Here is a 19339-nt window from a genome sequence, read left to right as displayed (position 1 = left end):
TCTGGATGCGCAGTGTGCGGCAGTTATGAAGGTATTAATGTAATGGGTGACGTTGCCTCTCTTGCCGTTGGGCTGCATCTGAATGCAGCGAACTTTAAATCGCAGCTGATGAGCGCCTACGGCAGCGCTGAGAGTCAGTCACGCCAGTTTAACCGCAATGCCCAGGCTGATGCGAAAAAGACGGAGGATGCCTATAAGCGTGTTTCTGCTTCGGTATCAGGGCTGGCTGGCAGGCTGGCAGGTTTTGCCGGGGCGGGTTTATCGCTGGGCACCATTATTAACACTACGCGGCAGTACAGCCAGTCCCTGTCGGATTTGCAGGCCATCACCGGTGCCACCAGTGCGCAGATGAAACTGTACGATCAGGCAGCGCAGGAAATGGGCCGCACAACGGAATACAGCGCATCGCAGGCTGCCGAGGCCATTAAGCTGATGGCTTCGGCAAAGCCTGAACTGCTGAGTACCTCTGCGGGGCTGACGGCGGCGACCAAAAGCGCGTTAACGCTGGCCCAGGCGGCAGGGACCACGCTTCCGGATGCCACCCGAACGCTGGCGCTGTCGTTAAACCAGTTTGGGGCGGGAGCCAGTGAAGCCGACCGGTATATCAATGTGCTGGCTGCCGGCGCGAAATTTGGTTCGTCGGAGATAGCCGATACTGCTGCTGCTATTAAAAATGGCGGGGTGGCAGCGGCACAGGCTGGCGTAGGTTTTGAAACCCTCAATGCCGCCATACAGGTACTGGCGGAGCGTGAGGTTAAAGGCGGCGAGGCCGGAACCGCGCTGCGTAACGTGATCCTGAATCTGGAGAAGGGAACCGATAAAACCCTGAAGCCTTCTGTTGTCGGGCTGAGTCAGGCACTGGAGAACCTGGCCGGGAAAAACCAGTCAACAAAGCAGGCCGTGAAGCTGTTCGGGGTGGAAAACCTCAGCGCGGCATCCATCCTGGTGCAGAACCGCGAGAAGGTGGAGTCGCTGACCGCCGCCCTGACCGGTACACAGACCGCACATGAGCAGGCCGAAATCAGGGTAAATAACCTCAACGGCGATCTTCTCAGCCTGACTTCGGCTTTTGAAGGTCTGATTATTAAGGTGGGACAGAGCGGAAACGGCCCGCTGCGCAGTGGTGTTCAGACCGTTACCGATGCCATTAATGGCCTGACGGATAATTTTAATACGGTCGCCAACGTTGCGCTGTATACGCTGATTCCTGTTCTGGCGACAAAACTGACGGCAGGTATCAGGGGCAACATCGGTGCCTGGGTGGAGCAGCAGCAGGCAGTCAGGGCCAGCGCGATGGCGCAGGCCGATATGGCGCGAAAAACGCTGGAAAGTACCGCCGCCACGCTGGCACAGAATAACGCAGAATTCGGGCGTTATCGGGAAATGGAGAAAAGTGCCAGACAATTTGGCCTTAACGTCAGTTATCAGAGTGAGTTTAATCGCTTAATCCGGCAGGAAACCGAGCAGACACTGCTCTCCACCCAGGCAAAGAGCCAGCTGAATGCTGCCAATAAACAGCTTTCCGTTTCAGCCCGCGCAGCCTCTGCAGCAGTAGGTATGGCAAGAGGGGCGCTGGCACTTGTTGGCGGTCCGGTGGGAGCGGCGATGCTGGCAGGTTCGGCGTTGCTCTATTTCCATAATCAGGCGAAGAATGCCCGTCAGTCAGCGATTGACCTGAAAAATGCTGTCGTTGAAACGAATGAAGAACTAAAAAAACTGTCGCTTAACCAGCTCAACGTGAAACAGCTGGATATTGATGAACAGTTTGAGAATCAGGTTATTCAGCGAAATAAACTGATTAAGGAAATTCAGGATGCGGACAGCCGTATCGATGGATTGAGCGGCTTCGACCCGTTCGGACAGCTTAAAGGCGTACAGAACGATAAAACCCGCTACAAAGGGGATCTGGATGCCGTTGAACAAGGGTTAAAACTCCTCAAGGAACGGCAAAAAATTGTCAAAGAGGCCATAGAGCAGGCTAAATCAGGGAAAACCGATCCCTCGCCGAAGCCGGATAAACCAAGGAATGAAACAGGGAGCGATAAACCCGATACCCCCTGGACCGGGGAAGGCGGGGATACTGGTAAGGGGCAAAAGGCGAAGGTTAACCATTATGAGCAACTGCGGCGTGAAATCGAAGCGGCGCATGCCTCAAGTCTCGGACGAATCAACCTGCAGGAGCAGGAAAGCGCCAGAAAACTCCTTGAAGCCGCCCGCGCTGACGGGGCCAGCGAGGCTGATATTCAGAAGACGTTGCTACTGAATGCTGAAAATTATCAGAAACAGCGCCTCGAACTGGCAGAACAGTATGCGCCGGCCAGAGCCTCTCTGACAAAAGAGCGCGAAGCGAGCCAGGAGCTGAAGTCGCTCCTGGATGCCCGTCTTCTGGATGAAAAGGAATACCAGACGGCCAGAATCACGCTGGCACAAAGTACAGCCCGCGAACTGTTACAGGCACAGGCAGCGGCAATGTCTGCCCCTCTGATTGATATCGCCGGCACGGTTGATCCGCTGGCAGAACTGCGCAATCAACTGGCCGAGCGTCAGTCTTTGCTGCAGGCTTTTTATCAGAACGATGTTATCAATAAAGAACAGTACGAACTGCTGAAGCAAAAGGCTGACAAGGATTCCGCTGATGCGCAGTACCAGACGGCGGTGGAGCTTTATAAGTCGCAGGGAAACCTGAACAGCCTCGCCATTGGCCTGATGGAAACCACCCAGGAGCGAACCTCCAACATGCTGACCGGGATGCTGAACGGTACACAGACACTCCGGGACGGGATGATTGGGTTATTTTCCTCCCTGACACAGTCGGTGATTAAAAACCTTGTCGATATGGCAGCGCAGGCGCTGATTACTAACACCATTCTGAAATCCATTATGGGTATCGGCGGCAGTCTTTTGGGTGGTGCAGCCACCGCGAGTACCGGCACGGCCATCAGCAGTTTTGGCAGCAGTTTTAGTTTTAATGCGAAGGGCGGTGTTTATGACTCACCTTCATTAAGTGCCTACAGTAACGGCATCTATGACAGCCCGACCCTGTTTGCTTTTGCAAAGGGGGCAGGTGTGTTTGGTGAAGCTGGTCCGGAAGCCATTATGCCCCTTGCTAAAACGCCTGACGGTACGCTGGGCGTCAGGGCGCTGGGTGACCCGGGTTCCTCTGGTGGTGGTATGAATGGGTGGATTACTTATTCACCTGTGTATCACATTGCCATCCAGAATGACGGACAAAACGGGGAGATAGGGCCGCAGGCATCGCAGATGCTGGTCAGAATGATCGATACGCGCGTCATGAGCATCCTGAGAACTCAGGGCCGCGATGGCGGCATGCTGGCGGGAGGATAAGTGAAAACCTTTCATTGGGCACCCAGGGAGGGGATGCCGTCTTCTGTTTCCCCTTCAGTGACAACCATAAAATTTGGGGATGGCTATGAGCAACGTCGCCCGACCGGACTCAACCATCAGTTAATTAACTTCCAGCCTGTTTTCCGGACAACGTCGGACAATTCCCGCACCGCACTTGAAGCGTTTCTGGTCGAGCACGGGGGATATAAAGCCTTTCTGTGGCGACCGCCAAAATACAACCGCACGATTAAAGTTGTCTGCCGGGAATGGTCTGTTACGGACAACGTCACGTATTCTGATTTCAGCTGTAAATTTGAGCAGGTTATTGCTTAAGGATCCTTATGCAGGATATTCCTCAGAACACCCTCAACGAAACCACGAAAACCGAGCAGTCTGCCCGCATTGACTTGTGGGTAATCGACCTGACGGCCTTTGGTGGCCAGCGTTACTACTTTTCAAATGAACTAAACGAGAAGGGAGAGCCGGTCACCTGGCAGGGCAGGAAGTATGACGTTTACCCGATACAGGGAACCGGATTTGATCTGGTAGGGAAAGGGACGTCTTCCCGACCGACGCTGGCGGTGTCGAACCTGTTTGGCATGGTCACGGGACTCGCGGAGGATGTGCAGAGCCTCGTCGGGGCCACGGTGGTAAGGCGCGTGGTATACGCCCGTTTTCTCGATGCGGTGAACTTTACAGGCGGCAATCCGGAGGCTGATCCGGAACAGGAAGTGGTCAGCCGCTGGGTGATTGAACAACTGTCGGAGCTGAAAGCCACCACGGCGACCTTCGTGCTGGCCACACCGACCGAAACGGACGGTAGCGTGTATCCGTCGCGGATCATGCTGGCTGATGTCTGCAACTGGACCTACCGTTCGCAGGAGTGTGGCTATGTCGGGCCACCTGTGGCGGACGAGTTTGATAAACCCACGACAGACCCTGCAAAAGATGCCTGCAGCAAATGCCGTACCGGCTGCGAGCTGCGTAATAACCTGCCGCGCATCGGCTGTTTCCTCTCCATTAACCGTCTTTCCTGATGGATACACCCATGAAAAAAACACTCCTGGCGCATGCTGCAGCATGCGCGCCGGCTGAATCGTGTGGCTGGGTGGTGAACACGCCCGCAGGGGAGCGGTATTTTCCCTGCCAGAATCTTTCCGCTGAACCGACTCTGTATTTCCGCATGGATCCGGCAGATTACCTTCAGGCGCAGGCGGCAGGCGATGTGGTGGCCCTGGTACACAGCCATCCCGATGGCCAGCCGTTTCTCAGCGATGTTGATCGCCGCCTGCAGGTGCAAAGTGGCCTGCCGTGGTGGCTGGTCTGCGATGACCGGATATACAAATTTCGCTGCATGCCATTCCTCACCGGGCGGGCATTTGAGCACGGGGGGACGGACTGTTACACCCTGTTCCGAGATGCGTACCATCTGGCGGGTATTGAGATGCCGGATTTTGCGCGGGGGGAGGACTGGTGGAAGCAGGGCGAGAATCTGTATCTGGATAATCTGGAGGCGACAGGTTTTTATCGGGTGAATGCTGAAGAGGCACAGCCCGGAGACATTCTGATTTGTTGTTTTGGTTCATCAGTTGCCAACCATGCCGCGATTTACTGCGGCGACGGCGAACTGCTGCACCATATTCCTGACCAGCTCAGTAAACGCGAGAGGTATTCTGAAAAATGGCAACGCCGCACACACTCGATATGGCGACACCGGGCATGGCACGACTCTGCCTTCACGGGGATTTACAACGATTTGGCCGCCGCTTCAGCCTCAGTATAAAAACGGGGGCCGAGGCCATTTACGCGCTGGCCATACAGGTTCCGGGCTTCCGGCAGAAAATGAATGATGGCTGGTATCAGATACGCATCGCCGGTCAGGATGTGGATGAAACCAGCGTGTCAGCCCGTCTGCATGAACCGCTGCCGGACGGGGCCATTATTCATATTGTCCCGCGTATGGCAGGGGCAAAATCCGGTGGCCTGTTTCAGGTCGTGCTGGGTGCTGTGGCAATAGGCGCGTCCTTTTTTACGGCAGGCGCTTCAATGGCAGCCTGGGGGGCTGCGTTATCTGCCGGTGGTATTTCGGTATCCTCAGTTCTGTTTTCTATGGGGGCAGCCATGATGCTGGGTGGTGTGGCGCAGATGCTGACGCCGCAGGCAAAAATCCCCTCGTCCCGGCAGACCGATAACGGCAAACAGAACACTTATTTTTCGTCACTGGACAACATGGTGGCGCAGGGGAATGCCCTGCCGGTGTTGTACGGTGAAATGCTGGTCGGCTCCCGCACGATCTCCCAGGAAATAAGCACACGGGATGAGGGCGGCGGCGGGCAGGTGGTGATCATCGGTCGCTGATTTACTGCAGCATATTTATATTAAAACAGAACCGCCTTCGGGCGGTTTTGTCGTTTCAGAGGGAACAGATTATGGGGAAGGGTGGTGGCAGCAGTAAAACGCCTCATGAGGCTCCTGACGACCTGAAATCCAGCCAGATGCTGACCGTTGTTGATGCCATCTGCGAGGGGCCGATTGAAGGTCCGGTGGACGGGCTGAAAAGTGTCAGAATTAACAAAACGCCGGTCCTCGACAGCGACGGTAATGCGATGGTTCACGGTGTCACCGTGGTTTACCGCGTGGGGGAGGATGAGCAGACCGCGATGGAGGGATTCGAAGACTCCGGTGCTGAAACCCTGCTGGGTGTGGAGGTGAAGAAGTCAGAGCCGGTGACCCGCACCATTACCGCTAAAACGGTGGACCGTCTGCGTTTTACCTTTGGTGTGCAGTCTCTGGTCAGTACCAGTACCAAAGGCGACCGCAACCCGACCAGCGTACAGATGCTGATCCAGTTTCGCCGGGACGGGCTGTGGCGAACGGAACGGGATATCACCATTACAGGTAAAACAACCACGCAGTTTCTGGCATCTGTGGTGATCGATGATTTGCCGCCCCGGCCGTTTGAAGTCCGCATGCAACGTATCACTGATGACAGTACGACAGACCTGCTGCAGAACAAAACGGTGTGGTCGGGCTATACCGAAATCATTGATGTAAAACAACTCTATCCGAATACCGCCGTTATCGGGGTAAAAGTGGACGCGGAGCAGTTTGGCAGCCAACAGGTCACGCGAAACTATCTCCTGCGCGGGCGCATCGTACAGGTGCCGTCGAATTATGATCCGGTAAAACGGACGTATTCCGGGCTGTGGGACGGGACGTTTAAACCCGCCTGGACAGATAATCCGGCCTGGTGTGTGCTGGATATGCTGACCCACCCGCGCTATGGCATGGGAAGCCGCATCGGTGTTGCCGATGTGGACAAGTGGGCGCTGTATGCCATTGCACAGTACTGCGATCGGCTTGTTCCAGACGGTTTTGGCGGGACAGAGCCGCGTATCACCTGCAATGCGTATCTGACGGACCAGCGTAAAGCGTGGGACGTGCTGGGGGACTTCTGTTCCCTGATGCGCTGCATGCCGGTCTGGAACGGCAATACCCTGACCTTTGTACAGGACCGGCCCGCCGATAAAGTCTGGACCTATACGCAGAGTAATGTGGTGATGCCCGCTGACGGTGCGCCGTTCATCTACAGCTTCAGCGCCCTGAAAGAGCGCCATAATGCCGCCGAGGTCCGTTACACCGACCCGAACAACGGCTGGGAAACGTCCACCGAACTGGTGGAAAACGACGCTGCCATCCGGCGCTACGGTCGCAACGTCCTGAAGATGGACGCGTTCGCCTGTACCAGCCGGGGGCAGGCGCACCGCGCCGGACTGTGGGCCATCACCACCGAATTGCTGGAAACGCAGACGGTGGATTTTTCCGTGGGGGCCGAAGGACTGCGACATGTTCCCGGCGATATCATTGAGGTCTGCGACAGTGATTATGCCGGCGTGACCGTGGGCGGACGCGTTCTGTCGGTCGACAGCCTGTCCCGTACGCTCACCCTGGACCGCGAGGTGGAAATACCGCCAGGCGGCAATGTGGTGCTGAACCTGGTGGGCAGCGATGGCCAGCCTGTTACCGTCGCGGTCACTGCACATCCGGCCCCGGACCGCGTGACCGTCAGCCAGTTACCCGATGGCGTGGCGGCGTACAGCGTGTGGGGGCTGAAACTGCCGGACCTGCGCCAGCGCCTGTTTCGCTGCGTGGCCATACGGGAGAATGATGACGGGACGTATGCCATCACCGCCGTGCAGCATGTTCCGGAGAAAGAGAGCATCGTGGACAACGGTGCGAAGTTTGACCCGTTGCCCGGCACAGGTGTCACGAACACACCACCCGCTGTGCAGCATCTCACCACGGAGATTCTGGCAGAGGACGGGCAGTATCAGGCGCGGGCGCGCTGGGACACGCCGCGCGTGGTGAAAGGCGTTAACTTCTTCCTGCGCCTGACGGTGAAAGCGGAAGATAACAGCGACCGCCTGGCCAGCAGCCTGACCCTGACCGAAACGGAGCACACCTTCCGCAACCTGACGCCGGGGCGCTACACCCTGACGGTGCGGGCGGTGAACACCCAGGGCCAGCAGGGTGAGCCTGCCAGCACAGATTTCAGTATCGCCGCGCCGGCTGTACCGTCTTATGTTGAGCTGATTCCCGGCTATTTCCAGATAACCGCCACCCCGCGTCAGGCGGTATATGACCCCACGGTGCAGTATGAATTCTGGTTTACGGATACGCAGATAACCGATATCCGCCAGGTGGAAAGCGATGCGCGTTATCTCGGCACGGCGCTGTACTGGATTGCGGCAAACGCGAGTATCAAACCAGGTAAAGACTATTACTTCTATATCCGTGCCGTGAACCAGGTCGGGAAATCGGCGTTCGTGGAGGCTAAAGGCCAGGCCAGCAACGATGCGGCGGGCTATCTGGACTTCTTCAAAGGGGAAATCACCGAAAGCCACCTCGGCAAAGAACTGCTGGAGAAGGTGGAACTGACAGAAGACAACGCCAGCCGGCTGGATCAGTTTTCGGAAGAGTGGCAGGACGCGAACGGCAAGTGGAATGCCATGTGGGGCGTGAAGATAGAACAGACCGAAGACGGGAAGCACTATGTGGCTGGTCTGGGCCTGAGCATGGAGGATACGGAAGAAGGTAAGCTGAGCCAGTTCCTGGTGGCGGCTGACCGTATCGCGTTTATCAACCCGGCGAACGGCAATGAAACTCCGATGTTTGTGGCGCAGGGCAACCAGATATTTATGAACGAGGTGTTCCTCAAATATCTGACGGCCCCGAGCATCACCAGTGGCGGGAACCCGCCGACCTTTATGCTGACGCCTGACGGCAGGCTGACTGCCCGTAATGCGGATATCAGCGGTAATATCAGCGCGAATTCCGGCACCCTCAATAATGTGACGATAGCGGAAAACTGCACCATTAACGGGACAATGCGGGCAGAGAATATTGTCGGCGATATCGTTAAAGCCGTCGGGCGGGCTTTCCCCGGAAGCGCTAATTACCCGAATGGGACCCTCACGGTTCAGATACAGGATGACCACCATTTTGACAGGCAGATAATCATTCCCCCCATCACCTTTGCAGGAGGAAAGGCAAAATCAGAGACAAGCAACGAGATATGGACAGACTGTGGGCTTGTGGTGAAGCACAACGGCAGAGAGATATACAACGCAGAACCCGCGATTACAGCGAGATCATTCAGCAGGGTTCTTGATATGCCAGCCGGAGGTGGAAATGTGACGCTGAGCTTCACGGTTTCATCCAGGGGGTATGGCGGCGGGGCCTGGGCTGATATCAGCAACCTGCTGGTCATGGTGGTGAAGAAGAACAGCACGGGGATCAGCATTTACTGATACCTGAATCCAGAAACGAGCGCCTGAATGGGCGCTTTTTTATTGCTGAAAACAAGAGGTAATGACATATGTCAGTACAAATTTCTGGCGTATTTAAAGACGGGGCGGGGAAACCGGTACAGGGTTGCACTATTCAGCTGAATGCGAAGAAAACCAGCCCGACCGTTGTTGTGGAGGTGATTTCATCCACTGTTACAGACGCGAACGGCCACTACAGCATTGAGGCTGAACCGGGTTATTACAGTGTGTCACTGATGCGGGAAGGGTTTCCGCCCTCTGTGGCTGGCGACATTTACGTGGCCCCGACTGATGCGCCGGATACCCTGAATGCGTTTCTCGATGCACCAAAAGATGCAGATCTGCGCCCGGGGGTGATGAAACGCTTTGAAGAAATGGTAAACCGTGTAGTGGATTTGAGCGGTGCAACAGAAAAGGATCGGGAACGCGCCGAACAGGCCGCACAGTCAGCGGAACAAAGTAAGGATTCGGCAGCCCTTTCTGCAACGGCTGCAGCAGAGTCACAGAAGCAGGCAGCACGCTCTGCAGATGCTGCTGATGTGTCTGCCCGCTCTGCTGATGATAATGCCCGACAGACCGCGCAGGACGTTCTGGCCTGTGCAGCGGATGCGGACAGTGCGGCAAAGTCTGCACAGACAGCGACGGAGCAGGCCGGACAGGCAAAAATCGCCGCCGATACGGTACAGAAAGCGCAGGAGGAAGCGGGAGTTTCGGCACAGTCAGCAGCAGGAAGTGCCGGAAGTGCTGCTGCAGCAGCACAAACAGCGGGTGAACATGCCGGTAATGCAGCCGCATCTGAAATTTCAGCGCGTGAAAGCGCCCTTACGGCCACGCAGGCGGCAGAACAGGGTGATAACAGCGCGGCAGCTGCAGTGCTAAGTGAACAGCATGCCAGGGAGTACAGCGAAAAGGCTGCTAAATCAGAGGCTGCGGCATCAGCCAGTGCAGAATCGGCATCTTCCAGTGATGCATCAGCCCTGCAGTCAGCCGAAAAGGCTGAGAAACAGAAAAATGCAGCCGCTGAGAGTGTCACCCGTGCAGAACAGGCCAGAGATGAGGCGCTGACTTCCCGGAACGAGGCAGTGGAGGCCGCTGAAACAGCGGCGACAGACGCTGCGGAGAAAGCCGCAGGCAAGGTTTCGGAGCAACTGAAAGCTGCTGTAGCTGATGATACTCAGCGCGCCGAAGCCGCAATGGCTGGCGCTGAAAGCGCGGCAGTAGCCTCACAGGGATACCGTGATGAAGCGAGGGATATTGCTGAAAGTCTGAAGCCAGGAGACGCCAGCACCACGCAGAAAGGGCTTGTGCAGTTAAGCAGCGATGACGACAGCGACAGTGAAGCCTATGCAGCGACACCGAAAGCCGTTAAAAAAGTCAAAGACCTGGCAAACCAGAAGGCCCCACTGGACAGTCCGGATCTGACAGGGACTCCAACTGCCCCCACGCCGCCATTAAGTGTCAGTAACAAACAGATTGCGAATACCGAGTACGTTCAGGCTGCGGTTGCTGCATTAGTTGGCTCATCCCCTGAAGCTCTGGATACGCTGGCTGAGTTAGCGCAGGCATTAGGAAATGATCCTAATTTTGCAACCACGATGCTCAATGCGTTAGCGGGTAAACAGCCGCTAAATGAAATACTGACGTCGCTGTCCGGGCTGTCTACCTCCGGAAGTAAATTGCCATTTTTTAGCAGTAAAAATACGTTGATGTTGACGGATCTGACGACGACCGGGCGTGGGTTGATTGCTAAAAACTCAATAAATGAAATTATCACATACCTTGGTTTGGTAGAAACGATAAATTTAGCAGCTGGCGCGGTGCCTTCAACGCGCAGAGTAAACGAAAAAGCGCTTACAGATGATATTTACATCACCTCACAGGATATTTTTAACGGGCAAGTCTTGATGATTGGTGCAGACCAAAATCTGGACAATTTCCAGACGCCGGGGCTGTATGCTCAGGATATGAATGTTAATACCAGTACGGCACTGAATTACCCGGAGAATAATGCAGGTTCTCTGATGGTACTGAGAAGCGCCGGAGTGACACAGATTTACCGCGTGTACAATTCATCCCGCAGTTATACACGTAGCAAGCATTCAACGCAGGCATGGACTCCCTGGGTACCTGATGATTCTTTTCCGGTCGGCGCACCTATTCCCTGGCCGTCTGATACAACTCCGCAAGGGTATGCTTTAATGCAGGGGCAACCTTTCGATAAAGCAGCCTATCCATTGCTTGCGATTGCGTATCCATCGGGTGTTATCCCGGATATGCGAGGCCAGACGATTAAGGGTAAACCGAACGGTCGTGCGGCACTTTCATATGAACAGGATGGTGTTATATCGCATACCCACGGAGCCAGCGCATCCAGTACGGATTTGGGAACTAAAACCACATCATCGTTTGATTACGGCACTAAGACTTCAAACACTACCGGTGACCATAACCACAACAGAGGTACTATGGAAATTACTGGTACTCTCGGTTACTTCAGAAGTGATAATAGTAGCTTCTATACAGCAAGTGGAACATTTACACTTGGTGGCTCTACAGCGGCTAAAAGTTTTACAGGTTCTAATTTTACTTATGGTGTTCCTGTAAACTTTAACGCTTCCAGAACCTGGTCTGGCGTCACAAACACTACGGGTAACCATGCGCACTCTGTTGCAATTGGCGCTCATGCACACTCCATTGCTATTGGTTCACACGGACACTCCGTCACTGTTAACGCTACTGGTAACGCGGAAAACACTGTCAAAAATATTGCGTTTAACTATATTGTGAGGCTTGCCTGATGACTTTTGAAATGACCGGAGAAAATCGGACTATTACTCTCTACAATCTTCGTGCAGATACAAATGAATATATTGGGAAATGTGAAGGGTTTATCCCTGCTAATACCGGATTACCTGCTTACAGTACCAATATTTCTCCGCCGCCAGCGAAGGCCGGTTTTGTCGCTGTATTTAATCTTAAGTCAGAAAAATGGTCACTGGTTGAGGACCATCGCGGGAAAATTGTCTACGACATTCAAACCGGGAAAGCTACCACGATTGACCAGTTAGGTAAGTTACCTGACGATGTTGTTTCCGTCGCGCCGGAAGGCCATTTTGTTAAGTGGGATGGAGCACAGTGGGTCCACGATACCGATGCGGAAAATAAACATCTTCTGATGCTGGCCGAACAGGAAAAAATAAATCTTCTGGCGGTCGCAACATCCGCTATAGCCCCCTTACAGGATGCTGTTGATCTGGGCATGGCAACGAAGGTTGAAACCGCACTTTTACTGGAGTGGAAGAAATACCGTGTCTTGCTTAACCGGGTAGATACCTCAAATCCAGAATGGCCTACTCAACCGAATATTCAGGCCAGTTAATATCAGGGGCGGAAGACAAATCGATGCGACGTAACTCAGTTCGATAGCTTCGCAACGCCGCCAGTTCTGTTTCCTCGCTGGCTGATATATCGATGTCTTTTGTGCAAGAGGACTAAAGTTAACCGCAGAAGAGTGGGCTCAGGCTGGAAGGTTGATTGCTGCAGGTGAGTCAAGAAAACGTTTGGCTATAATTTATGATGTAGGGGTGTCGACGCTATACAAAAAATTACCTGCGCGGTGTTGAGAAGACGCCACGCGTCGTCGTATGCGAGAACGGGCGGCGGCGAACTGGCGAACGTTCGATAGTGCGAGTATTGAATGATTGCCAGTCACGGCGGATTGTACTTAAGCAATATGATGGTTCAAGGCGTTTAATCTGAAACCAGCCACAATCAGCCTCTTCAAACATTTCCTGAACAGTACAGCTAATCTGTTCCTTCCCATACTTGCTGGCGTCAGTGTTGATCGCCGGCAGTGTCATGAGCGGTTTTACCCGAACACCAGCATCGGGGGAAGAACGCTCCCTCATCATACTCAGCCCCCTTGAATGCTATCATGTTCACGATGTTTGTACATGTAGGGAGACATGTACTTGATTGAAATGGAGACATAAATCTCACTTATATAGTTTTGTACTATAGTATGATGTCAGTTTCTAATGGAAAGTATAAAGAAACAACTATTGTTGCCGATAATCTATTTTAATTGTATGTTCAACATTGTATATTGATAGTGGAATGTATGTTGTCACAAAGGGTTAGGATATATTAAGAGGTTTGTGTGATAAAGAACTACAAATTGACTACACTTAAGCCCTATGTGATATCAATCACATTTTCATTTTTGCTGTTTTTGTCGTTAACTGAGATTTCTACTTATTATATATATAAGGAGCGTATCGGTTCATATACAGAACGAGTATTGAATAGAAGTGTTAGTCTCATTCAACAGATTGATGAAATAAATGATGGTTATGAGATGTTTGATGCTTATAGTCCCTGTAGTGAACTACAGCTTCATGCTGTAAGAATCGCTCTATGGCCTTATGCACTTATAAAGGATATATCATTTATTTCTAATGGGGCAATTACTTGTACTGCGTTGTGGGGAAAGTTGCCAGCACCATTATTACTCAACATATACGATAGAAAAGTTGAAAAGGATAACTTGACGTGGTTTTTTGGCGTGTTGTTGGAAAATAATGTTAAAGCTGATTTACTAAGCAACCAAAAATTAGCTATAACGATTTCACCATTTGCTTTTAACAGATTTGCTACAGACCATGAAGAGAAAGGATTTTCAGCAATTGTCGGCAATAGAGATCATTCTCTTCATTTGTTTAGGTTTGGTGAACTGGTCGATCTGCTTGAGGAGGCTAAACATGATAAATCCTATCAGTTAGGACTTATTACTACGCAAAGTTGTAATGGAAAACATGACATCTGTGTCATGGGAGGAGTTAAATTTCCGTGGGTGAGTTTCGATAATTGGTTAATGATATTGTTGATTGCATTTACATCTATTGTAACAGGTGTTCTTTTAGGTGTTGTTTATAATCAAAAGGTTGCACGCAAACAATCATTAGTATCAAGATTAAAAAATGCCATAAGAAATGAATCATTATATCTTGTATATCAACCTATTTATAAAATAAAAACCGGTATGGTTATTGGTGTAGAGGCACTAATTAGATGGGATGACCATGATATTGGTAGCATTCCTCCTGATATTTTTATCCCTATTGCAGAGAGACATAATTTAATTCAAGATGTAAGTAATCTTGTATTTCGAATGGTAGTAAAAGAAGCTAGGTCCCTTTCTGAAAAATTTAATGTCTTTATAAGCATTAATGTTAGTTCACAAGACCTTTTGTCTGAATCTTTTCAAAGAAAAGTGTTTCAGATGATCGATGAATTAAATATAAAGCCCGGAATGATAATGATGGAATTAACAGAAAGACAGAGTGCGGATCTAAATTCACTCCAAAAGGTAATTTCTTTATTTAATGATAAAGGTATTTCAATAGCCATTGATGATTTCGGGACGGGCTATTCAAATTTAAACTGGCTGTCAAGTTTACAAATAGATGAAATTAAAATTGATAAATCAATTACAGACTCTATCGATGAATACTCTATAAGTAATAATTTATTATCAGGATTGGTAGAGATTTTTAAAGATATAACTCATAAGGTCGTATTCGAAGGTGTGGAAACATCAACTCAGGTTAATTATTTAACTGAAATGTTCCCTGAGTGCGGTGTACAGGGATGGTATTACTCAAAGCCGTTATCTATAGATAAATTGACAAAATTAGTCGAGGATGCCAATTTGCCTTAATAGTTATTACTTTATTTTCATTGTTTTCACATTCTATATAACACGCGTAACCGCGAGCTATATAAATTTAGCTGCAGAAGGATTTTGATATCTTGCCGCATTCAATCAGCTAGTTGGCTCAAAATTGTATGGAATGTCGCGTTCACCTTCTTCAGCGAGCAGGGCAAGATAGTCCTCTCGTGTCATTGACTGTGAAAAGCGTCCACACATAGAAACCTCCAGCCATATGTCAGACTAAAAGTATTGGGCAGTAAGAAAAAGTGGTGCGCACCGTTAAAGATTTAAACGGAGCTTGTAAAATAAATCGGAATGATTTCTTTGTGAATTGATGAATTCCGAAAGTGAAGGGGGCCTTAATCATTGTGTTCGAGAGCGATTAATAGACAACATTTGACGGACTTTTTCCCAGTAATTCCCCGAAGCTTCCCCTTTCAGAAAACAGACATAAAAAAACAGCCGTAACAGGCTGGTTATTAAAGGATTTTTGGTCGGCGCGAGAGGATTTGAACCTCCGCCCCCCCGACACCCCATGATGGCGAGTTACCGCTTAAGGGCTGCTATGTGCCATGAGCAGACAGTTCGTACGTAACTATTGTGCTCAGATTTTTCATTGAAGGGATTATTGCGCATATCTGAACCCCACCGCTATGGTCGGTTTGTCCCCGGCTGGGGAAGTCCGGAATGCGTTCACCCTAAGAGGATATTCCGCTTATCCTCTGGGGTAGTTTTGGATTAGTTAAGCTTGTTTTAGGTAGACGAGAGTATATTTAATATTCTCTCCGTAAGTTTATCCTCATAACCTTCCTCTACTGGATGATTGAATTTTACAAGAGGACCAGAACTTTTGGCTTGATCATAAGATCTTTCAAGTACTCCAGGTTCAGCACTCATGCTGTTTATCACAGTAGATAAAACGCTAATAGCAATCTTTGATGCGTGAAGGTCGAGTCTCAGATCGTCTAGATTTCTCTCAAGGATTTCAACGCGTTCATTTAAGTCAGCCATTTAATCTCCTGGGTGTCTGGGAAGAAGGGTATTACCACACGATCGCCAATACTGGCCGCTGTCACTTCCGGTTTTGTCTCAACGGCCTCTGTCATAAACTCATGGCCAAAGATGTCACCATGAAGTGCACTGGGGTTTACCCCGATAAGTATGCGGGGCCCGAACCACAGATAGCACTTTACGTTACACGAATAACAATATCTTACGGCGTTTATATACCGGGTTAAGGTAGTGTGTGGTTGCGGGCATGAAGACGGCTATGATAAGTCATTGCTTTCATCATTAGTTCTCCCGTTATTCATCTCGTGCAATCACTCGTTATAACGTCCCGGTCCCGCCGTCAGAACACCAGACCTGCCCGGACGTATAGCTGTTCTCTGGGGAAGCCAGGGTGACATATAGTGGTGCAATTTCCGAAGGCTGACCAGGTCGACCAAGTGGTGAATTAGCACCAAACTGCTCAATTTTCTCCTGTGGTTGGCCGCCACAGCATTGAAGAACCGTCCAGTAGGGACCGGGGGCAACGGCATTTACCCGGATCCCTTTCGGTGCCAGTTGTTTTGCCAGCGATTTTGTAAAAGCTACGATAGCCGCTTTGGTCTGAGCATAATCCAGTAGGATCTCGCTGGGCTCGTAGGCTTGAACTGATGAGGTGTTTATAATCACGCTACCAGGGGATAAATGTTGGAGTGCCGCTTTAGTAATCCAGAATAACGAGTAGACATTGGTCTTGAATGTTGCATCAAAGGCATCAGTTGTAAGTTCCTCAATCGACTCACAGAATTGCTGGCGACCCGCGTTATTGACCAGGATATCGAGCCCACCTAAGGTCTTAACCACCTGACTAATCAATTGCTGGCAAAATGTCTCTTCACGGATATCACCAGGGAGTGCCACGGCTTTTCTTCCTGCTTTCTGAATTAGATCGACGACCTCACGAGCGTCCTCTTCTTCATCAGGCAGGTAGTTGATTGCCACATCCGCGCCTTCACGTGCAAAAGCAATTGCGACTGCTCGTCCAATTCCTGAATCACCTCCGGTAATTAACACTTTTCGGTCAGTAAGGCGACCGCTTCCCTGATAACTTTCTTCACCATGATCCGGACGTGGTTGCATTTTTCCGGCAAGTCCCGGAAAAGGTTGTCTTTGGTGTGGAAAAGGTGGAACAGGAAAACGTTCTGAATTTGTCATATTCGTATCCTGTTTCTCATTATATTTATCCGCCATTCCATCACCTCTCTATATTTACTTGGAAGAGCTAATAAGCGTAGATCAAAATTCACAGCTTGTATCTTAATAATTTCCGTATCAGATTAATCCTGGTTTTAATATTTTTTATTTTTTTGTGCGTGGTCGGTGAGTTAGCGTGTCTTTAATATCATGTTAGCCTTAAAATAAGCCAAGCGAGAGATTTGTAATGTATTGAAAAATAAAGGTGGAAAAATGGTGGATGCCGGAATTAAATTTGACTAAGTCAGGATTACCGCTAACGTTAAGCACTGAACAACGACGGGTACGAAATACACTTTTGTATCTGACTGGCATAACCGATATATGAGGTGATATATGGCAGAGCATCGTGGTGGTTCCGGTAATTTCGCTGAAAACCGAGATAAAGCATCTGAAGCAGGCCGCAAAGGTGGTCAGCACAGCGGGGGAAACTTCAAAAATGATCCGCAACGTGCATCTGAAGCCGGTAAGAAAGGCGGGCAGAACAGTCACAGTGGTGGCCGTAAGTCTGACAATTCCTGATTATTAGTTTCAGTCTCATCTTTTAATAAAAAAGAGTGTCCTGCGGGTCTGGATTAGACTCGCAGTATTTCTCTAGCCCTGAAGGAATCCATATGAATATGAAAACTATTGAAGATGTATTTATTCACCTGCTTTCAGACACCTATAGTGCTGAAAAACAATTAACGCGCGGGTTGGCTAAACTTGCCAGAGCGGCGTCAAATGAAAAACTCAGTGCGGTTTTTAATGCACACCTGGAAGAAACTCGGGGGCAAATAGAGCGTATAGACCAAATCCTTGAACAAGAGCCGGAAATTAAGCTTAAACGTATCAAATGCGTGGCTATGGAAGGACTGATTGAAGAAGCTAATGAGGCCATAGAAGGCACTGAAAAAAATGAAGTTCGCGATGCGGCGTTAATCGCTGCGGCACAGAAAGTAGAGCACTATGAGATAGCCAGTTACGGCACTCTGGCCACCCTAGCGGAACAACTGGGTTATAAAAAAGCGGTGAAACTTCTCGCGGAAACACTTAAGGAAGAAAAAGATACCGACCTGAAACTCACCGACCTTGCGGTAGGCAATATCAATAAAAAGGCCGAGAAAAAATAAAATTACTGACTCGAGGAAATCACGATGAATTATATTGAGCATTACCATGATTGGCTACGGGATGCGCATGCGATGGAAAAGCAAGCGGAATCCATGCTGGAATCAATGGCAGGCCGTATCGATAATTATCCTGATTTACGTGCCAGAATAGAGCAACACCTGACCGAGACAAAACGACAGATTACCGTGCTGGAAGAGATTCTTAAGCGAAATGATATCTCGCGTTCTGTACTAAAAGACTCGATGAGTAAAATGGCCGCGTTTGGCCAGTCGATTGGAGGCATGTTACCCTCTGATGAAATTGTAAAGGGAGCGATCAGCGGCTATGTATTTGAACAATTTGAAATAGCTTGTTATACCTCGCTCCTGGTTGCTGCTGAGAAAGCGGGTGACACCGCGTCCATACCTGCCATAAAGTCAATTCTGGCGGAAGAACTCGATATGGCTGACTGGCTTCTTAAGCATCTCCCGAACACGACGGCGCAGTTCCTTTTGAGATCTGATGCAAACGGCGTCGAAGCGAAAAAATAAGTTCTTTTCAGACTATTTCTGGCAATGCATGCACTGACAAACCACAGTCAGTGCCGTTGCCAGGCTGAAACTTCTTCCACTAAAACCTCAAGGCTATAACAGATCGCTTTTTCAATGACATCCTGACAACTGCCGGAGAAAATGGTTCGTTTTGTTACTATCTGCCCGCGGAAATTCCACGCAAACCAGATTGTACCCGCGGGAGTACCATCCTCTCCGCCGTCAGGCCCCGCATAGCCGCTAATGGCAATACTGATATCTGTTCCGGCGCGTACCCGGGCGCCTTCAGACATTTCTATCACCGTCTGTTCACTTACAGCGGTATATTTCTCCAGCGTACTGGCCTGCACACCAAGCATTTTCTGTTTTGCACTGTTGCTAAAGGTAATGATGCCAATATCATAAAACGCGGCGGTATCTGCCTCTGCGCAGAGCGCAGCAGCCAGACGTCCACCCGTGCAAGATTCAGCTGTGGTTAAGGATAATCCGCTGTCAATGAACGTATTCGCGATCTGTTTTGTTAACTCGCCAGTGGTTTTGGTTTTGTTGTACGCTGATTTTTTCATTTC

Annotated in this window: 17 protein-coding genes and 3 pseudogenes; 13 read left to right on the top strand and 7 right to left on the bottom strand. The window is 50.4% G+C overall.

Features of this window, described 5'->3' with window-relative positions; all coding sequences use genetic code 11:
• Positions 1-42: 42 nt before the first annotated feature.
• The 8 genes from HVZ52_RS13270 (at position 43) to HVZ52_RS13235 (ending at position 12552) form a co-directional block, all read left to right on the top strand.
• Complete coding sequence (locus HVZ52_RS13270; protein ID WP_137366890.1) at positions 43-3345, top strand: phage tail tape measure protein; 3303 nt, start codon at positions 43-45, stop codon at positions 3343-3345.
• A 33-nt stretch (positions 3346-3378) separates the two neighbouring features.
• Positions 3379-3678, top strand: coding sequence for a phage tail protein (locus HVZ52_RS13265; RefSeq protein WP_049268767.1), 300 nt, complete (start codon positions 3379-3381; stop codon positions 3676-3678).
• Positions 3679-3686: 8 nt separating this feature from the next.
• A complete protein-coding gene (locus HVZ52_RS13260; protein WP_016152743.1) occupies positions 3687-4382 on the top strand; it encodes a phage minor tail protein L in 696 nt (231 codons plus the stop codon).
• Between the two features lie 11 nt (positions 4383-4393).
• Positions 4394-5128, top strand: a complete 735-nt coding sequence (locus tag HVZ52_RS13255) for a C40 family peptidase (protein WP_075847159.1) — start codon at positions 4394-4396, stop codon at positions 5126-5128.
• Complete coding sequence (locus HVZ52_RS13250; protein ID WP_049268765.1) at positions 5026-5703, top strand: tail assembly protein; 678 nt, start codon at positions 5026-5028, stop codon at positions 5701-5703. The genes HVZ52_RS13255 and HVZ52_RS13250 overlap by 103 nt, the downstream gene beginning before the upstream one ends.
• Positions 5704-5774: 71 nt before the next feature.
• Positions 5775-9155 carry a host specificity protein J gene (locus HVZ52_RS13245; protein WP_087050944.1) on the top strand — a complete coding sequence of 1127 codons (3381 nt, stop codon included), beginning with the start codon at positions 5775-5777 and terminating at the stop codon, positions 9153-9155.
• A gap of 68 nt (positions 9156-9223) precedes the next feature.
• Complete coding sequence (locus tag HVZ52_RS13240) at positions 9224-11971, top strand: prophage tail fiber N-terminal domain-containing protein (RefSeq protein WP_075847163.1); 2748 nt, start codon at positions 9224-9226, stop codon at positions 11969-11971.
• The gene (locus tag HVZ52_RS13235; protein ID WP_075847165.1) at positions 11971-12552 is read left to right on the top strand and encodes a tail fiber assembly protein; all 582 of its coding nucleotides are present in this window, start codon (positions 11971-11973) and stop codon (positions 12550-12552) included. Before HVZ52_RS13240 ends, HVZ52_RS13235 begins: the two co-directional genes overlap by 1 nt.
• On the opposite strand, the gene HVZ52_RS13230 is transcribed toward HVZ52_RS13235, so the two are convergent.
• Complete coding sequence (locus tag HVZ52_RS13230; RefSeq protein WP_306299935.1) at positions 12524-12607, bottom strand: tail fiber assembly protein; 84 nt, start codon at positions 12605-12607, stop codon at positions 12524-12526. The genes HVZ52_RS13235 and HVZ52_RS13230 overlap by 29 nt on opposite strands.
• Before the next feature lie 60 nt (positions 12608-12667).
• Between HVZ52_RS13230 and HVZ52_RS13225 the strand changes: the two are divergent.
• Positions 12668-12796, top strand: a pseudogene (locus tag HVZ52_RS13225) (helix-turn-helix domain-containing protein); the annotation flags it as partial.
• A gap of 147 nt (positions 12797-12943) precedes the next feature.
• Here the strand turns inward: HVZ52_RS13225 and HVZ52_RS13220 are convergent.
• Positions 12944-13063, bottom strand: a pseudogene (locus HVZ52_RS13220) (DinI-like family protein); the annotation flags it as partial.
• 287 nt (positions 13064-13350) lie between these two features.
• On the opposite strand from HVZ52_RS13220, the gene HVZ52_RS13215 reads away from it, so the two are divergent.
• Complete coding sequence (locus tag HVZ52_RS13215; RefSeq protein ID WP_153647147.1) at positions 13351-14892, top strand: EAL domain-containing protein; 1542 nt, start codon at positions 13351-13353, stop codon at positions 14890-14892.
• Positions 14893-15006: 114 nt separating this feature from the next.
• Here the strand turns inward: HVZ52_RS13215 and HVZ52_RS13210 are convergent.
• The 4 genes and pseudogenes from HVZ52_RS13210 to HVZ52_RS13195 all read right to left on the bottom strand — a co-directional run.
• Positions 15007-15102: pseudogene (locus HVZ52_RS13210) on the bottom strand (SOS response-associated peptidase); the annotation flags it as partial.
• A gap of 537 nt (positions 15103-15639) precedes the next feature.
• On the bottom strand, positions 15640-15897 hold the full coding sequence (locus HVZ52_RS13205) for a hypothetical protein (RefSeq protein WP_016152751.1): 258 nt from the start codon (positions 15895-15897) through the stop codon (positions 15640-15642).
• The gene (locus HVZ52_RS23035) at positions 15885-15992 is read right to left on the bottom strand and encodes a hypothetical protein (protein ID WP_230330203.1); all 108 of its coding nucleotides are present in this window, start codon (positions 15990-15992) and stop codon (positions 15885-15887) included. Before HVZ52_RS23035 ends, HVZ52_RS13205 begins: the two co-directional genes overlap by 13 nt.
• 223 nt (positions 15993-16215) lie before the next feature.
• On the bottom strand, positions 16216-17124 hold the full coding sequence (locus HVZ52_RS13195; RefSeq protein WP_016152752.1) for an SDR family oxidoreductase: 909 nt from the start codon (positions 17122-17124) through the stop codon (positions 16216-16218).
• A 339-nt stretch (positions 17125-17463) separates the two neighbouring features.
• Between HVZ52_RS13195 and HVZ52_RS13190 the strand changes: the two genes are divergently transcribed.
• The 3 genes from HVZ52_RS13190 (at position 17464) to HVZ52_RS13180 (ending at position 18770) form a co-directional block, all read left to right on the top strand.
• A complete protein-coding gene (locus HVZ52_RS13190) occupies positions 17464-17649 on the top strand; it encodes a general stress protein (RefSeq protein ID WP_016152753.1) in 186 nt (61 codons plus the stop codon).
• Positions 17650-17741: 92 nt separating this feature from the next.
• Complete coding sequence (locus tag HVZ52_RS13185; protein WP_181598331.1) at positions 17742-18239, top strand: ferritin-like domain-containing protein; 498 nt, start codon at positions 17742-17744, stop codon at positions 18237-18239.
• 24 nt (positions 18240-18263) lie between these two features.
• Entirely contained in the window at positions 18264-18770 is a 507-nt protein-coding gene (locus HVZ52_RS13180; protein WP_016152755.1) for a ferritin-like domain-containing protein, read from the top strand.
• A gap of 47 nt (positions 18771-18817) precedes the next feature.
• Here the strand turns inward: HVZ52_RS13180 and HVZ52_RS13175 are convergent, their stop codons facing one another.
• Complete coding sequence (locus HVZ52_RS13175; protein ID WP_016152756.1) at positions 18818-19336, bottom strand: 2-oxo-tetronate isomerase; 519 nt, start codon at positions 19334-19336, stop codon at positions 18818-18820.
• Positions 19337-19339: the final 3 nt, after the last annotated feature.

Origin of the sequence: Citrobacter sp. RHB36-C18 (genome assembly GCF_013814485.1) — a bacterium.
Taxonomy (GTDB): domain Bacteria; phylum Pseudomonadota; class Gammaproteobacteria; order Enterobacterales; family Enterobacteriaceae; genus Citrobacter; species Citrobacter braakii.
Note: the sequence above shows the minus strand (reverse complement) of the source record. Positions and strands in the feature narration are given on the sequence as shown.

Excerpts from the sequence above, each read along its gene's own strand:
- HVZ52_RS13250 (WP_049268765.1), top strand. The coding sequence starts at position 5,026 with ATGGCAACGCCGCACACACTCGATATGGCGACACCGGGCATGGCACGA.
- HVZ52_RS13205 (WP_016152751.1), bottom strand. The coding sequence starts at position 15,897 with ATGGCTGACTTAAATGAACGCGTTGAAATCCTTGAGAGAAATCTAGAC.
- HVZ52_RS13180 (WP_016152755.1), top strand. The coding sequence starts at position 18,264 with ATGAATTATATTGAGCATTACCATGATTGGCTACGGGATGCGCATGCG.
- HVZ52_RS13175 (WP_016152756.1), bottom strand. The coding sequence starts at position 19,336 with ATGAAAAAATCAGCGTACAACAAAACCAAAACCACTGGCGAGTTAACA.
- HVZ52_RS13240 (WP_075847163.1), top strand. The coding sequence starts at position 9,224 with ATGTCAGTACAAATTTCTGGCGTATTTAAAGACGGGGCGGGGAAACCG.
- HVZ52_RS13195 (WP_016152752.1), bottom strand. The coding sequence starts at position 17,124 with ATGGCGGATAAATATAATGAGAAACAGGATACGAATATGACAAATTCA.
- HVZ52_RS13235 (WP_075847165.1), top strand. The coding sequence starts at position 11,971 with ATGACTTTTGAAATGACCGGAGAAAATCGGACTATTACTCTCTACAAT.
- HVZ52_RS13270 (WP_137366890.1), top strand. The coding sequence starts at position 43 with ATGGGTGACGTTGCCTCTCTTGCCGTTGGGCTGCATCTGAATGCAGCG.
- HVZ52_RS23035 (WP_230330203.1), bottom strand. The coding sequence starts at position 15,992 with ATGACAGAGGCCGTTGAGACAAAACCGGAAGTGACAGCGGCCAGTATT.
- HVZ52_RS13260 (WP_016152743.1), top strand. The coding sequence starts at position 3,687 with ATGCAGGATATTCCTCAGAACACCCTCAACGAAACCACGAAAACCGAG.
- HVZ52_RS13255 (WP_075847159.1), top strand. The coding sequence starts at position 4,394 with ATGAAAAAAACACTCCTGGCGCATGCTGCAGCATGCGCGCCGGCTGAA.
- HVZ52_RS13245 (WP_087050944.1), top strand. The coding sequence starts at position 5,775 with ATGGGGAAGGGTGGTGGCAGCAGTAAAACGCCTCATGAGGCTCCTGAC.
- HVZ52_RS13265 (WP_049268767.1), top strand. The coding sequence starts at position 3,379 with ATGCCGTCTTCTGTTTCCCCTTCAGTGACAACCATAAAATTTGGGGAT.
- HVZ52_RS13190 (WP_016152753.1), top strand. The coding sequence starts at position 17,464 with ATGGCAGAGCATCGTGGTGGTTCCGGTAATTTCGCTGAAAACCGAGAT.
- HVZ52_RS13185 (WP_181598331.1), top strand. The coding sequence starts at position 17,742 with ATGAATATGAAAACTATTGAAGATGTATTTATTCACCTGCTTTCAGAC.